Source organism: Rhodococcus sp. JVH1 (assembly GCF_000280725.2).
Lineage (GTDB): Bacteria > Actinomycetota > Actinomycetes > Mycobacteriales > Mycobacteriaceae > Rhodococcus_F > Rhodococcus_F jostii_A.
Genome location: NZ_CP166289.1, coordinates 1359259 through 1374558, shown reverse-complemented (window position 1 = coordinate 1374558; position 15300 = coordinate 1359259). Strand labels below are relative to the sequence as shown.

The window sequence follows — 15300 nt, the reverse complement described above, 5'->3', positions numbered from 1 at the left end:
CGACGGCGGTGTCCGCGCTCAGCGAGGCATCGGTGATACTGGGGCGCGTGACTGACGCACACGAGGGGGACACGACAGCGTGACGGCGGATTACAAGACTCCGGGTTCCGATACGACGGCACCCGACGGTCCCGTGGCGGACGAGTCGGGCACGCTCCGCCCGGCGGATGCCCCACGGCTCGATCCGAGGCCCGTCTACCGGCCGCAGATCGACGCAGCGTCCAGCCGCGCTTTCGGCCGGCCCGGTGGCGTCACCGGTTCCTTCGCCCCGTCGGACGCCCGGAGTGAGAGCGAACCCTCGGTGAAGGTCGGTGCCCCCGACCCCGTACTGGCGGAGGCGTTCGGCCGGCCGGACGGCGAGGTCGACACCATTCAGCGTGATCCCAACGAGAAGCCCGCGACCCCGGCAGTCGAGGCACCGCCCGCCGACCCCTGGCGTGATCCCGACGCGGGCGTCGAACTCGGCTCGCCGGCGTTGCACGCCGAAGAACGTTCCCGACCGCCCGCCCCCGCGCTCAGCGCCCGCGAAGTTCTGTTCGGCGGCAAGGTGGCGCCGAAGGCGCTCGTCGCGCTCGGCGGAATCGCACTCGCGATCGGTCTGGTCGGCGGCCTCCTCGCCGCCGTGATCACCGCCGATCGCAGCTCGCTCACCAGCCAGAGCGTCACCCTCGTCCAGGGCGGCGGCGAGGACGACCTCGGCCAGTCGCCCGTCGCGCAGGTCGCGGACGCCGTGCTGCCCGCCGTCGTGTCCATCCAGGTGGCGGTCGGCGACCAGGGCAGTACCGGTTCGGGTGTCGTCATCGACGGCGACGGCTACATCGTCACCAACAATCACGTCATCTCCGCCGCGGCCACCGCCCCCGACGGCGGCAAGATCCAGGTGATCTTCTCGGACGGAACCAAGGCCGAGGCGCAGATCGTCGGTCGCGACATCAAGACCGACCTGGCCGTGCTCAAGGTGTCCGCCGACAACCTGACGGTCGCGGAACTCGGCAAGTCCGGCGACGTGCAGGTCGGTGAGGACGTCGTCGCCGTCGGATCGCCCCTCGGCCTCAGCAAGACCGTCACCCGCGGAATCGTCAGCGCCCTGCACCGTCCGATGCGACTGTCCGGCGAGGGCTCCGACACGAACGCCGTCATCGACGCCGTCCAGACCGACGCCGCCATCAACCACGGCAACTCGGGCGGCGCGCTCGTCGACGACACCGGCCGGGTCATCGGCATCAACACCGCCATGCTCAGCGAGTCCGGCGGTTCGGTGGGTCTCGGCTTCGCGATTCCCATCGACGACGTCACGACGGTCGCTCAGACCCTCATCCGGGACGGCAGAATGCACCACCCGGACATCGGTGTCAACGCCCGCACCGTCGTCAACGACAACACCAGCGGCGCCCAGGTGGCCAATGTCCGCTCGGACAGCCCGGCCGCGCGGGCCGGGATCGTCGAGAACGATGTGATCGTCAAGGTCGGCGACCGCACGGTCACCAGCGCCGACGAACTGGTCGTTGCCGTCAACCTGCAGAAGATCGGCGAGCCCGTCCGGGTTCAGCTGATCCGCGAGGGCCGGCTCGTCGATGTCGACGTGACCCCGGCCTCCGACTGACTCGAGAGGTTGCTGTGAGATCGCTCCGTCACCTGGGCAACACCCTCACCGCACAGTAGGCTGACCACGTGTTCGGCAACATTGGTTGGGGCGAGTTCATGGTCCTCCTCGTCGCGGCTCTGGTCATCTTGGGACCTGAGCGGCTTCCGGGTGCGGTCAGCTGGGTAACGAAATCACTGAGGCAGGTCCGTGAGTATGCGAGCGGCGCCAGCCAGCAGCTCAAGGACGAGCTCGGTCCTGAGTTCGAGGATCTGCGTAAGCCGCTGTCGGACCTCAATCAGCTGCGCGGCATGACACCGCGCGCGGTCATCACCAAGCATCTGCTCGACGGTGACGATTCGATTCTCACCGGCAACTTTGACAAGCCGAGTTCGGTGTCGTTCGACAAGTCGGGGACGAAGGCCGTGAGCGCCGATCCGTCGACGCCCACTCCGCCGCAGAACAAACCGCTCGCGGCGGGCGAGCGCCCCCCGATCGACCTCGACGCAACATAGGCCCTCCGGCTGGTGTGCCTTTCCGGTTGCTCCGGCAACCAGAAAGGCGCACGAGCGCGTAGTGCCTAGAGGTGGCGGGTGGTGTCGATCCCCAGCGACATTCCGGCGAGTCCCCGCTTGCGGACGGCCAGCTTGTCCGCGATGTCGCGGAGTGCCGTCGCCGCCGGCGAATCCGGGTGGCCGAGGACGATGGGAACGCCGCCGTCGCCGCCTTCACGGACCGCCTGCTCGAGCGGGATCTGTCCCAGCAGCGGTACCTTCGCGCCCACAGCCTTCGTGAGACGGTCGGCGACGGCCTGTCCGCCGCCGGACCCGAAGATGTCCATCCGGCTGCCGTCGGGCATGTCCATCCAGGACATGTTCTCGACGACTCCGACGATGCGCTGACGGGTCTGCAGTGCGATGGCGCCCGCGCGCTCGGCCACCTCGGCTGCCGCCTGCTGCGGGGTGGTGACGACGAGGATCTCAGCACCGGGGATCAGCTGCGCGACGGAGATGGCGACGTCGCCGGTGCCGGGCGGCAGATCGAGCAGCAGTACGTCGAGGTCGCCCCAGAAGACGTCGGCGAGGAACTGCTGCAGCGCGCGGTGCAGCATCGGTCCACGCCACACGACCGGGGTGTTGCCCTGGGTGAACTGGGCGATGGAGATCATCTTCACGTCGTGCGCGACGGGCGGCATGATCATGCGTTCCACCTGCGTGGGCTTGGCGTCGGTGCCGAGCATGCGGGGAACGGAGTGTCCGTAGATGTCGGCGTCGAGAACTCCCACCGACAGTCCGCGGGCGGCGAGTGCGGCGGCCAGGTTGACGGTGACACTGGACTTGCCGACGCCGCCCTTACCGGACGCGACCGCGTAGACGCGGGTCAGGGAACCCGGCTGGGCGAACGGGATGACGGGCTCGGCCGAGTCTCCGCGCAGTGACTTGCGGAGTTCGGTGCGCTGCTCGTCGCTCATCACGTCGAGTTCGACGCGGATCGCACCGACACCGGGGACGTCCGCCACGGCCTTCGTGACACGGTCGCTGATCTCGGTCCGCATCGGGCAGCCTGCGGTGGTCAGGTAGATCGCGATGTCGACGCTGTCGTCGGACGCGATGTCGACGCTCTTGACCATCCCGAGTTCGGTGATCGGTTTCCGGATCTCGGGATCCTGGACGCGCGCCAGGGCGCTACGTACAGCGGACTCGCTCAGGACTGGCATGACTCAATGGTAAGGATATGCGCTCAGTGGATGCGCGGCAGGTCCGCGGCCGCCGGGATGATTCCGCTGGAGTAGCCGGCGGACCAGGCGAGCACGTTGGCCACGTAGGCGGCGGAGTTGTTGTAGCGGTGCACGGCCTTGGCGGCCTGAATCGGATCCTTGACGTTCAATCCGCCGTCGCACAGGTACTTTCCGGTGGTCAGCGCGGAGTCGAAGAGGTTCTGCGGATCGGCGACGCCGTCGCCGTTGCCGTCGCCCGCGTAGCGATTCCACGTCTCGGGGAGGAACTGGGTCGGCCCGACTGCGCGGTCGTAGTTCGCGTCGCCGTCCAGCTTGCCGCCGTCGGTGTCGCGGATCACGGCGTTGCCGCCGAGGGTGCCGTCGAGGACGGGGCCGAGGACGGGCTTGAGCATGTTGCCCTTGTCGTCCGCCTTGCCGTCGTAGGCGTGGGTGGACTCGACGCGGCCGATTCCGGCGATGAGCGTCCAGTACATGCCGCACCCCGGCTGTTCGACGGCGAGCATGCGCTCGGCGTTCTGGTACGCCGCGACGCTGATGGCCGGGATGCCGAGCGCGCCCTGGGCGATGCTCGCCGGGAGGGGCGGGGTGGCCTGGACGGGTGCGAGCGCCGGAGCAGCGGGCGCCGCTTCGGCGGCCGGTACGGCCTCGGCGGCCGTCTCGGCCACGGGGGTGACGGCTTCCGCGGCCTCCGGTGCGGTGTCGGTCGCCTCCTGGGCGACGTCGGCGACCTCCGACGAGGAGCTCGTGGAAAGGAAAGGAACCTTGGGTGCGGCGCCGGCCGTGTTGGCTGCGGTGATCAGTCCGATGGGGACGAGTCCGGTAAGCGCGATGACCGAATTGCGGCGGATATGGGAGTCCGTCTTCTTGTTGTGCCGACCCACTCGATTGCCTCCTGCGACCCCCGTCTCGGGGTGTTCCGTTCAATTGACCGGATCGAGGCTACCTGATTCGATACGTTTCCGTTATCCAACCGTGATCAAACGGTCTTGTATCGCACGGCTCCGTTACTCCCAAGGCGCGTGAGCGAGGGTAACCAACACGGCAAGGTCACGCCAGGACGCGGAGGTGCCGGGGGTGTCGGACGGATCGGGCCGGTCGCAGCGTCAGGACCCGGACACCGGAACGCCTCCGCCGCGCGCCCTGCAAGCAGAGCGCGCGGCGGAGGCGGGGGTGACTACCGGGGAACGGCGTCGGCCGGAGGGGCGCCCGGGGCGGGCTCGACCGGGCCGGGCGTGACGGATGCCGGGACGCCGGGGTCGGCGGGTGGGCAGAAGATCAGACAGGGCAGTTGCGGCAGCGGCGGGAGTCCGGGAATCGGCGGGGCCGGAGCGGGCGTCGCGGGAGTGGCCGCGCCGTCGGTGGACGGCTGCGGGGTGGTCGCGAGATCGCGTGGAAGGTCCGATTCGGCCGCGGCGGCGTCGGCGAGACGTCCGGGCGACGGCGACGCCGATTCCGACAGCTGGCTCGGCGTCGGAGTTCCCCCGTTCCTGTAGGCGTTCGACCAGGTGATGACGTTGGCGGCGTACGCGGCAGAGTTGTTGTACCGCAGGACCGCGCGGGTTTCCTGGAGCGGATCGCGGAGGTCGAGACCGCCCGAGCAGAGGTACCGGGCGGCCGCCAGCGTCGCGTCGAACACGTTGTTGGGATCGGCCACACCGTCCGCGTTGCCGTCGGACGCGTACTTGGCCCACGTGGACGGAATGAACTGCATCGGTCCGACGGCACGATCGTGCCCGGGGTCGCCGTCCGTGGCGCCGCGGTCGGTGTCCCGGATGACCTCGTTGCCGGCCAGCCTGCCGTCGAGAACGGGACCCAGGATCGGGGTGATCGTGGTGCCGACCGAGTCGGTCCGGCCGCCGCCGGCGTGACCCGATTCGATGCGGCCGATACCGGCCAGCAGATGCCACGGCAGACCGCACTTCGGGGACTCCGCCATCATCTCGAGTTCCGCGGATCGGTACGCGTTGAGCACGATCTCCGGGATGCCCAGAGCGCTCAGGATCACCGGCGCGGCGATGATCCCGGTGCCGGACGGCGACGCCGGGGATGTGGGATTTGTCACCGCGGGCAGCGGGGCGGGCGGCGGGGGAGCGGCCCTCTGCGACCGCGCGACCCGCGGTGTGGGTGCCAGGATTCCCGACGGCGGGAAGTACGCGGCCTGAGGGGTGGTTCCCGGCGTGATCGACGCTGCCGTGAGTGTCGTCGCTCCCGTCGTGGAACCGAAGGCCGAAGTGCCCACGGACGCGCCACTCACAGCAGAACCGCCGGTCGAGGACCCGAGGGTGGCAACTGCGCCCACTGTCAGGGCAGCGACCGTCAACAGTCCACGTATCCGCACTCGATCACCCCCTGCGGTGCTCTTCGCTCTCGCACACCGCATACATCCGAGAAGATGTGACTGACGTTACATATACGTGATCGAGCCTGCCGGAGTTTGCGGGGATTCGCCGACCCTCATTTGCGCCGGGTTCGGGTGTCTTCCTCGTCGCCCAGCAGCGACTTGATCTCGTCGAGCTCGCGCCGCAGGTAGTCGCGGGTGGCGACCTCGCCGATCGCGATGCGCAGCGCGGCCAGTTCCCGGGCGAGGAACTCGGTGTCCGCCTTCGTCTGCTCGGCGCGCGAGCGGTCCTCCTCGAGGGAGACGCGGTCGCGGTTCTCCTGGCGGTTCTGCGCCAGCAGGATCAGCGGCGCCGCGTACGCGGCCTGGGTGGAGAACGCCAGGTTGAGCAGGATGAACGGGTACGGGTCCCACTGCAATCGGACGGCGAAGACGTTGATGATGATCCAGACGATCACCACCACCGTCTGGATCATCAGGTATCGGCCCGTGCCGAGGAACCGGGCAAAGTTCTCGCTGGCCCGCCCGACGGCCTCCACGTCGTACGTGACCCGGAAGCGGCGGGTACCCCGCGGGGTGTCGAGGCGCTGCCGGTCGGACAGGCTCCGGGCGGCCGCGCTGGCTGACTTCTCGCTCATCCGTCGATCTCCTCTTCACGCCAGTCCTCGGGGAGGAGGTGGTCCAGGACATCGTCGACGGTGACCGCTCCGATCAGGTGGTCCTCGGCGTCGACCACCGGCCCGCACACCAGGTTGTAGGTTGCGAAGTAGCGGGTCACCGACGTCAGGGAATCCTCGGGTGCCAGCCGCGGCATGTCGGTGTCGAGCAGTCCACCGACCAGGCTCGCGGGGGGTTCCCGCAGTAACTTCTGCAGGTGCACGCAGCCGAGGTAGCGGCCTGTCGGCGTCGCGGTCGGCGGGCGGACGACGAACACCATGCTCGAGAGAGCGGGGGTGACATCCGAGATCCGGGCACGGGCCAGCGCCTCGGCGACCGTCGTCGACGCGGTGAGGACCACCGGCTCCGGAGTCATCAGACCACCCGCGGTGTCGGGGGAATGCTCGAGCAGCCGTCGGACCGGCTCGGAGTCCTGCGGGTCCATCAGCTGCAGCAGCGATTCGGCCTCGGTCTCGGGAAGTTCACCGAGGAGGTCGGCGGCGTCGTCGGGGTCCATGGCCTCGAGGACGTCCGCGGCGCGCTCGACCTCCAGATGCATGAGCAGGTCCGTCTGGTCGTCGGAGGGCAGTTCCTGGACGACGTCGGCGAGGCGTTCGTCGTCGAGTGCGAGGGCGAGTTCGTGGCGGCGTTTCTCCGGCAGGAGCCGCATCGCGTTCGCGACGTCGGCCGCGCGCATGCCCTCGAACTGCGTGAGCAGCGCCGAGACACCCTGGCCGGGCATCGCCAGGTCGGTCTGTGTGAGGCCCTGGACGTGCTGCCACTCGACGACGTGCATGGCGGCGCGGCGACCGAGTCGGCCGCGGTGCCCGCGCACCGCGACCTTCGACACCACCCAGTCCCGGGTGCGGGTCTGCTCGATGCCCAGATCGACGACGATGATGTCGGCGTCCCGCAGCTCCTCGAGTTCCGGGTCGTCCACGCGCACGTGGGAATCCGCCACCTGGGCGAGGGCGAGCACCTCGCCGGGCCGCTGCTGGAATCGGCGCAGACTGACGTTGCCGGTGGTGAGTGTCACCGAGCTCGGTTCGATGGCGGTGACCCGGAGCATCGGGACGAAGATGCGTTTGCGCGTGAACAATTCGATGACCAGTCCGAGGACGCGCGGCTGCTGCCGGCCGACGCGCGCGGTGATCACCACGTCCCGGACGCGGCCGATCGACTCCCCATCGGGGCCGAGCACCACCAGGCCGGCCAGCCTGGCTGCAAAAACCTTGTTCGCAGCTGCCATGATTGCCAGGCTAGATCCTTGTACAGAAATACAGGGAATCGCACACCTGCGAAAGTGGAGGATCGTCCGTCATGAGTTCCGTCTACAGGCCACGGCGGTCGGTGCTCGCCGTTCCGGGCAGCAGCCGCAAGATGATCGACAAGGCGAAGGGGCTGCCCGCGGACGAGATCTTCCTCGACCTCGAGGACGCGGTGGCACCGCTCGCCAAGCAGGAAGCGCGCGGCACCATCGCCGAGGCGCTCGCCGAGGACGGGTGGGGCGACCAGATCAAGGTGGTGCGGGTCAACGACTGGACCACCGAGTGGACGTACGCCGACGTCGTCGAGGTCGTGGGACGCGCGGGCGCCCACCTCGACGCGATCCTGCTGCCGAAAGTGCCGGACGCCAGTCATGTTCAGGCCCTCGACCTGCTGCTGACCCAGATAGAGAAGGCCAATGGGCTCGAGGTGGGCCGGATCGGTATCGAGCCGCAGATCGAGAATGCGATCGGGCTCACCAACATCGACGCCATCGCAACGGCCAGTCCCCGCGTGCAGACCCTGGTGTTCGGTCCCGCCGACTTCATGGCGAGCATCAACATGCGCACGCTGGTCGTCGGGGAGCAACCGGACGGCTACGACCGTGGCGACGCCTACCACCACATCCTGATGACCATCCTGATGGCCGCCCGCGCGCACGGGGTGCAGGCCATCGACGGTCCCTATCTCCAGATCCGCGACGTGGAGGCGTTCCGCCGGTCGGCGCAGCGCACGGCCGCGCTCGGCTTCGACGGCAAGTGGGTGCTGCATCCCACCCAGATCGAGGCGGCGAACGATGTGTTCAGCCCCCGTCAGGACGATTACGACCGGGCCGAACTGATCCTGGACGCCTACGAGTTCCACACCTCCTCGGCCGGCGGCGGTCGCGGTGCCGTCATGCTCGGCGACGAGATGATCGACGAGGCGAGTCGCAAGATGGCGCTGGTGATCTCCGCCAAGGGCCGCGCCGCGGGTATGAAACGGACCACCGAGTTCGTGCGACCTGACGGGAAATAGCCTCAGCAGGCAGAATGGTTCTCACAGGACCGATCCTGAGAGAACCACACGAGGAGACCAGCTGACGATGACGAATCCACTCGGACAGTCCAATGGGGCGCGGCGTGGGGCTCTGCCGGAACCCCCCACGGGCTGGCCCATCGGTTCGTATCCCACCTACGCGGAGGCACAGCGCGCCGTCGACTACCTCTCCGATCAGGAATTCTCGGTGGAGGACGTCACCATCGTGGGGGTCAACCTCATGCAGGTCGAGCGGGTGCTGGGCCGTCTCACCTGGGCGAAAGTAATTGGCGGGGGCATTGTTTCGGGGGCCTGGCTCGGCGTGTTCTTCGGGTTGCTGCTGGGCATCGTCACGGGCGGTTTCCTGGCGCCGCTCGTCGTCGGCATCGTCGGCGGCATCATCTTCGGGCTGATCTCCACGACGATCCCGTACGCGGCGACGCGGGGGACCCGGGACTTCGCGTCGACCATGCAGCTCGTCGCCGGGCGGTACGACGTGCTGTGCGAGCCGAAGTCGGCGGAGAAGGCCCGGGACATGCTGGCCAAACTGGCGCTCTGATCGGCGCTCCCACCTCGACCTGCGGGTTGCGGTCGGGTCACGGATTGCGTCCCATTCGCGACGTTCGCGGCGATTTCACCCAGTTCGCCGACGATGTCGGATAGGTTTACGGCGCAATGCGTGGGCTCCGGCCCACGCCGAAACCGTGACCTGTCGGTGGAGTGCACGTTCCGGCAGGAACAAATGTGCGGGCCCGCGTGCCCAGCCGTACCGCGACTGGATCCGTGAGGGGCCGCTCGAGGAGGCGGCTGTGCTGCATCGCACCAAGCCCGGACGCTCGCTGAAGTGGGGACTGATCGGTGCCGCCACCGTCCTCACCGTTCCCCTGCTGGCTGCGTGCGGGTCGTCCGAAGAGGGCATCGTCCTCAGCTTCTACACGGCTGCCGACGGCGCCGAACAATATGCGGAGGCCGCGGCCAACTGCACGGCCGCGGCCGGCGGCCGGTACACCGTGGAGCAGCGCACGCTGCCGAAGGGCGCGGACGATCAGCGGCTCCAGCTGGCCCGCCGGCTCACCGGAAACGACACGTCACTCGACATCATGACGCTCGACGTGGTGTGGACCGCCGAGTTCGCCGAGGCCGGCTGGGCGGTGCCGCTCCCGCCCGCCATCGCGGCGGAGGTCAGCGAGGGCACGCTCGAAGGCCCCCTCGAATCCGCGAAGTGGCAGGACCAGCTGTATGCCGCGCCGCTGAACACCAACACCCAGTTGCTCTGGTACCGCAAGGACCTCATGCCGGACGGACAACCCCCGCAGACGTGGGACCAGATGATCGACATCGCGGAGGGCCTCGCCGCGGAGGGCAGGCCCAGTTGGATCGGGGTGCAGGGCAAGCAGTACGAGGGCCTGATGGTGTGGTTCAACACCCTGCTCGCGAGCGCGGGCGGGTCCGTCGTCGCCCAGGACGGGACCACCGTGACGGTCGCGGACGGCGACGCCGCGCTGAAGGCGCTCGAGGTCATGAAGCGGGTGGCCACCGCAGAGGGTGCCGACCCGTCGGTTTCCCAGGGCGACGAGGCGTCGTCCCGCCTGGGGATGGAGAGCGGAAAGGCTGCGTTCGAGGTCAATTGGCCGTTCGTGCTGCCGGGCATGATCGAGAACGCAGAGAAGGGGGACCTGCCGTTCATCGACGAGAAGGGCAACCCGACGTCCGTGGACACGGGCAACACGGTGCTCACCGTCGACGGTCAGCAGAACTTCCTCCCGGCGCCGTACCCGTCGGTGATCCCCGGGCGACCGGCCGAGGTGACGATCGGCGGATTCAACATCGCGGTCGCGAAGACCAGCCAGCACCCGGACCTGGCGTTCGAGGCGGTGTCGTGCCTGCGGAACGAGGAGAACCAGCGCAACAACGCCGTCAACGGTGGTGTGCCGCCGACGTTGGCGAGCCTGTACGACGACCCGGCGTTCCAGGAGGCGTACCCGGCGTGGCGTGAGGTGCGGGAGAGCCTGGAGACGGCATCCGTCCGCCCGGTGTCACCGGCATACCAGAGCATTTCGACCCTGATCACCGACACGCTGAATCCGGTCGGTGACATCGACCCGCCGCGCACCGTCGACGAACTCGCCGAACAGGTACGCAAGGCGGTCAACTCGGAAGGGCTGATCCCGTGACGACCGAAACCGTGCAGGCGGACCGGGCCGAAGAGCCGAAAGTCGCGTCGAAAAAGCAGATCTCGGAGGGGAAGAAGGCCGAACGCCGACTGGGACTGTGGTTGGTGGCTCCCGCCGCGATCCTCATGGTCGCGGTGACGGCCTACCCCGTCGTCTACGCGGTGTGGCTGAGCCTGCAGCGCTACGACCTCCGCTTCCCCGACGACCGCAAATTCGTGGGCCTCGCGAACTACGTGTCGGTGCTGTCGGACGCGTACTGGTGGCAGGCCTTCGCGGTGACGGTGGGCATCACGGTCGTATCGGTGGTGATCGAGTTCGTCCTGGGCCTGATCCTGGCGCTCGTGATGCACCGGACGCTGGTCGGGAAGGGCATCGTGCGGACGGTGGTGCTGATCCCGTACGGCATCGTCACCGTGGCCGCCGCGTACAGCTGGTACTACGCGTGGACGCCGGGGACCGGGTATCTCGCCAACCTGCTGCCCGACGGCAGCGCCCCGCTGACGCAGCAGATTCCGTCGCTGGCGATCATCGTGCTCGCCGAGGTGTGGAAGACGACGCCGTTCATGGCGCTGCTGCTGCTCGCCGGACTGGCCCTCGTCCCCGACGACCTTCTCAAGGCCGCTCAGGTCGACGGCGCCGGGGCGTGGACGCGGCTGGTGCGGATCATCCTGCCGCTGATGAAACCGGCAATTCTGGTGGCGCTGCTGTTCCGCACGCTCGACGCGTTCCGGATCTTCGACAACATCTACGTCCTCACCAAGGGCGCCAACGACACCGGATCACTGTCGATCCTCGGCTACGACAACCTGTTCAAGGCATTCAACCTCGGAATCGGCTCCGCGATCAGCGTCCTCATCTTCCTCTGCGTCGCACTGCTCGCGTTCGTGTTCATCAAGCTGTTCGGCGCCTCGGCTCCCGGGTCCGACACGGAAGGAAACCGATAGCCATGGCCGTCGTCGACACACCTCGCCGCAAGATCAGCTGGTCCGTGGTCAACCTGCTCGTCCTGCTCTACGCACTGGTCCCGGTGCTGTGGATCGCCAGCCTGTCGTTCAAGCCCGCGGGAACGATCAAGGACGGCAAGTTCATTCCGCAGAAGTGGACACTCGACAACTACCGCGGGATCTTTCAGACCAACGCGTTCACCAGCGCGCTGATCAACTCCATCGGCATCGGGCTCATCTCCACGGTAATCGCCGTCGTCATCGGCACCATGGCCGCCTACGCCATTGCCCGGCTGGACTTCCCGGGCAAGAAGCTGCTGGTCGGCGTGGCCCTGCTGATCGCGATGTTCCCGCAGATCTCCCTCGTGAGCCCGCTGTTCGACATCGAGCGCAGGCTCGGGCTGTTCGACACCTGGGCGGGTCTGATCCTCCCGTACATCACGTTCGCGCTGCCACTGGCCATCTACACGTTGTCCGCCTTCTTCAAGGAGATCCCCTGGGAGCTCGAGAAGGCGGCCAAGATGGACGGCGCCACACCGGCTCAGGCGTTCCGGAAGGTCGTGGCTCCGTTGGCGGCGCCGGGCATCGTCACCGCCGCGATCCTGGTCTTCATCTTCTGCTGGAACGACCTGCTGTTCGCGATCTCGCTGACCTCGACGGAACGGTCCATCACCGCACCGGCCGCGATCGCGAACTTCACCGGCGCCTCCCAGTTCGAGGAGCCGACGGGCTCGATCGCCGCAGCCGCGATGGTGATCACGATCCCGATCATCATCTTCGTGCTGTTCTTCCAACGACGCATCGTGGCCGGTCTGACCTCCGGCGCAGTGAAGGGCTGAGACCTGCTTGCAGGGTCGAAACTATGAAGGAGTTTCTGTGGCCGAAATCGTGCTCGACAAGGTGACGAAGCTGTACCCGGACGGCGCCAAGGCGGTGAGCGACGTCGACATCACAATCGCCGACGGCGAATTCATCATTCTGGTCGGACCGTCCGGGTGCGGAAAGTCGACCACTCTCAACATGATCGCCGGCCTGGAGGACATCTCGTCCGGTGAACTGCGCATCGCGGGGGAGCGGGTCAACGAGAAGGCGCCGAAGGACCGCGACATCGCGATGGTGTTCCAGTCGTACGCGCTGTACCCGCACATGACGGTGCGGCAGAACATCGCGTTCCCGCTCACGCTGGCGAAGATGTCGAAGTCGGACATCGCGGCGAAGGTGGACGACGCCGCCAAGGTCCTCGACCTCACCCAGCACCTCGATCGCAAACCGGCCAATCTGTCGGGCGGACAGCGGCAGCGGGTCGCGATGGGACGGGCGATCGTCCGCAACCCGAAGGCGTTCCTGATGGACGAGCCGCTGTCGAACCTCGACGCCAAGCTCCGCGTCCAGATGCGCACCGAGATCGCCCGGCTGCAACAGCGACTCGGCACCACCACGGTGTACGTCACGCACGATCAGACCGAGGCGATGACCCTCGGCGATCGGGTGGTGGTGTTGCGGGGCGGTGTGGTTCAGCAGATCGGGGCGCCGCAGGATCTGTACGACCATGCGAACAACCTGTTCGTCGCGGGTTTCATCGGCTCGCCGTCGATGAACTTCTTCCCGGGGCAGCTCACCGCCGACGGGGTGTCGACGCCGCTCGGCGAATTCACGCTGCCCGCGGAGACGCGCGACAAGATCGGGTCGTCGAACACGGCGAAGGACGTCGTGGTCGGGATCCGGCCCGAGCACTTCGAGGACGTGGCGCTCGTCGACGAGGGGCAGAGGGCGGCGGGTGCCACGTTCACGGCCAACGTCGAGGTGCTCGAGTCGATGGGTTCGGACAAGTACGCCTATTTCACTGCGGAGGGGCCGCAGGTGACCTCCCGGGAACTCGAGGAACTCGCTGCCGACTCGGGTACCGCGGTCGCGGGTGGTGGGCAGCTGGTCGCCCGGTTGTCGACCGAATCGTCCGCGGCGCACGGCAGGCCGGTGGAACTGTGGTTCGACCGGTCGAAGATCGCCCTGTTCGATCAGGATTCGGGAGCGAACCTCACCCGCTGAGCGGGGCGCTCACCCGAACCGCGGGTGTTCGCTCCGCCGAGGCCGCCGACAGTGCCCCACTCCGCCGCGAGGGCGGTCGCGTGGACCTCGTCCTCCTCCTCGTCGGACGGGGTGCGGGTGGTGCGCGTGATGCCGAAGAACGGCAGCAGCCCGGCGAGGGCGGCCGCGGTCGCGCCGACGACGAACGCGATCACGTACGCCGATTCGGTCGGGACGTCCGTTCCGTCGATGGTGATGCCGGCGAGCAGGGTCGCGAGCAGCGCACTGGCGACGGAACTGCCCACGGACCGGGCGATGGAGTTGATGCTGTTCGCGACGCCGGTCTCGTCCTGCCGGACCTCGGCCACGAGCAGCGACGGCAGCGACGCGTACGCGAGGCTGATGTACGTGTTGACCAGCAGGATGGCCGCGATGACCTCCCACGTGCGGTCGTGGGCGAAGACGAACACGACGAACCCGCTGACGCCGACGACGCTCGCAGCGATGAGGACGGCCCGGGAACCGAAGCGGTGGATCAGTTTTCCGCTCAGGATCGAGGCGAGGACGCCGCTGATCGCGCCCGGCAGCAGGTATACGGTGCTGGCCTCGAGGACGGTGGCCCCGAAGCCGTATCCGGCCACCGCGCGCGGGGTCTGGACGAAGTACGAGCTGCCCAGGAACATCACGAACATCGACATGCCGACCACAAGCGCGGACAGGTGGGTGACGAGGACGGGCGGGTTGGTCAGCAGCCGGGGCGCGACGAGTGGGTCGGTGATCCTGCGTTCGTAGAGGAACCAGCCGATCAGGACCAGGATTCCGGCGATTCCGCTGACGAGGGTGACGGGTGACGTCCAGCCCCAGGTGCCGCCCTCGGCGAGCGGCAGCAGGACGAGGACGAGGCCGGCGGCGAGACCGGCCGCGCCGATCCAGTCGATGGAACCCGTTCCGGTGCGCGGGCGGCGGGGGATGGCGATCCACGCGAGGACGAGTCCGGCGGTGGTGATGGCCGAGGACAGCCAGAAGATGCGGTGGAAGTCGGCGCCGTCGGAGACCAGCACACCGGTGAGGACGATGCCGAAACATCCGCCGAATCCGAGGGTGCCGGAGAAGATCCCCATCGCCCCGGTCAGCTTCTCGGCGGGAAGTTCGTCGCGCAGGACCGCGATGCCGATGGGGAACAGCGCGAACGACACGCCCTGGAGCACGCGGGCGAAGATCAGCACTCCCACCGACGTCGACAACGCACCGATCAGGGAGCCGAGCAGCACGACCACGAGCACCCCGAGCAGGACGGGCCGTTTGCCGCGGAGGTCGGCCAGGCGGCCGAGGACGGGTGTCGCGGTGGCGGCTGCGAGGAGGTTCGCGGTGAGGAGCCAGCCGACGGCGGTGGGGCCGACGTCGAGTTGCGCGCCGATGGTCCCGACGATCGGCACCACCAACGTCTGCAGAACGGCGACAATCATCACGACGAAGCACATGACGGGCAGGAGAGCCCTGGCTGCGGTTGTCGATCCGGCGGCCATGGGGTCCTCCTATAGGGGTCGGTGAACGGGCGT

At 68.1% G+C, this 15300-nt stretch carries 14 protein-coding genes; 8 read left to right on the top strand and 6 right to left on the bottom strand.

Features of this window, described 5'->3' with window-relative positions:
• The first annotated feature begins 79 nt into the window (after window positions 1-79).
• Both JVH1_RS06430 and tatB read left to right on the top strand, forming a co-directional pair.
• Window positions 80-1603, top strand: coding sequence for a trypsin-like peptidase domain-containing protein (locus JVH1_RS06430; RefSeq protein ID WP_009479221.1), 1524 nt, complete (start codon window positions 80-82; stop codon window positions 1601-1603).
• Between the two features lie 68 nt (window positions 1604-1671).
• A complete protein-coding gene (tatB, locus tag JVH1_RS06425) occupies window positions 1672-2097 on the top strand; it encodes a Sec-independent protein translocase protein TatB (protein ID WP_009479222.1) in 426 nt (141 codons plus the stop codon).
• 65 nt (window positions 2098-2162) lie between these two features.
• Here tatB and JVH1_RS06420 read toward each other — a convergent pair whose 3' ends face one another.
• The 5 genes from JVH1_RS06420 to JVH1_RS06400 all read right to left on the bottom strand — a co-directional run bounded on the left by JVH1_RS06420 (window position 2163) and on the right by JVH1_RS06400 (window position 7564).
• Entirely contained in the window at window positions 2163-3299 is a 1137-nt protein-coding gene (locus JVH1_RS06420) for an Mrp/NBP35 family ATP-binding protein (protein WP_009479223.1), read from the bottom strand.
• A gap of 23 nt (window positions 3300-3322) precedes the next feature.
• Window positions 3323-4201 carry a lytic transglycosylase domain-containing protein gene (locus JVH1_RS06415; protein ID WP_009479224.1) on the bottom strand — a complete coding sequence of 293 codons (879 nt, stop codon included), beginning with the start codon at window positions 4199-4201 and terminating at the stop codon, window positions 3323-3325.
• A gap of 293 nt (window positions 4202-4494) precedes the next feature.
• Window positions 4495-5658, bottom strand: a complete 1164-nt coding sequence (locus JVH1_RS06410) for a lytic transglycosylase domain-containing protein (protein WP_009479225.1) — start codon at window positions 5656-5658, stop codon at window positions 4495-4497.
• A gap of 116 nt (window positions 5659-5774) precedes the next feature.
• Window positions 5775-6296, bottom strand: coding sequence for a DUF1003 domain-containing protein (locus JVH1_RS06405; RefSeq protein WP_005264640.1), 522 nt, complete (start codon window positions 6294-6296; stop codon window positions 5775-5777).
• A complete protein-coding gene (locus JVH1_RS06400) occupies window positions 6293-7564 on the bottom strand; it encodes a magnesium transporter MgtE N-terminal domain-containing protein (protein ID WP_009479226.1) in 1272 nt (423 codons plus the stop codon). The genes JVH1_RS06405 and JVH1_RS06400 overlap by 4 nt, the downstream gene beginning before the upstream one ends.
• Before the next feature lie 71 nt (window positions 7565-7635).
• On the opposite strand from JVH1_RS06400, the gene JVH1_RS06395 reads away from it, so the two are divergent.
• The 6 genes from JVH1_RS06395 to JVH1_RS06370 all read left to right on the top strand — a co-directional run bounded on the left by JVH1_RS06395 (window position 7636) and on the right by JVH1_RS06370 (window position 13762).
• Window positions 7636-8598: a CoA ester lyase gene (locus JVH1_RS06395; protein WP_009479227.1), complete on the top strand. Its 963-nt coding sequence runs from the start codon at window positions 7636-7638 to the stop codon at window positions 8596-8598.
• Between the two features lie 67 nt (window positions 8599-8665).
• Window positions 8666-9157: a general stress protein gene (locus tag JVH1_RS06390; protein WP_005239275.1), complete on the top strand. Its 492-nt coding sequence runs from the start codon at window positions 8666-8668 to the stop codon at window positions 9155-9157.
• A 250-nt stretch (window positions 9158-9407) separates the two neighbouring features.
• The gene (locus JVH1_RS06385) at window positions 9408-10772 is read left to right on the top strand and encodes an ABC transporter substrate-binding protein (protein ID WP_009479228.1); all 1365 of its coding nucleotides are present in this window, start codon (window positions 9408-9410) and stop codon (window positions 10770-10772) included.
• On the top strand, window positions 10769-11716 hold the full coding sequence (locus JVH1_RS06380) for a carbohydrate ABC transporter permease (protein ID WP_005573473.1): 948 nt from the start codon (window positions 10769-10771) through the stop codon (window positions 11714-11716). The genes JVH1_RS06385 and JVH1_RS06380 overlap by 4 nt, the downstream gene beginning before the upstream one ends.
• A gap of 2 nt (window positions 11717-11718) precedes the next feature.
• Entirely contained in the window at window positions 11719-12555 is an 837-nt protein-coding gene (locus JVH1_RS06375; RefSeq protein WP_005239292.1) for a carbohydrate ABC transporter permease, read from the top strand.
• Between the two features lie 37 nt (window positions 12556-12592).
• Window positions 12593-13762 carry an ABC transporter ATP-binding protein gene (locus JVH1_RS06370; RefSeq protein WP_009479229.1) on the top strand — a complete coding sequence of 390 codons (1170 nt, stop codon included), beginning with the start codon at window positions 12593-12595 and terminating at the stop codon, window positions 13760-13762.
• Here the strand turns inward: JVH1_RS06370 and JVH1_RS06365 are convergent.
• Complete coding sequence (locus tag JVH1_RS06365) at window positions 13732-15267, bottom strand: MFS transporter (protein ID WP_009479230.1); 1536 nt, start codon at window positions 15265-15267, stop codon at window positions 13732-13734. The genes JVH1_RS06370 and JVH1_RS06365 overlap by 31 nt on opposite strands.
• Between the last annotated feature and the right edge of the window lie 33 nt (window positions 15268-15300).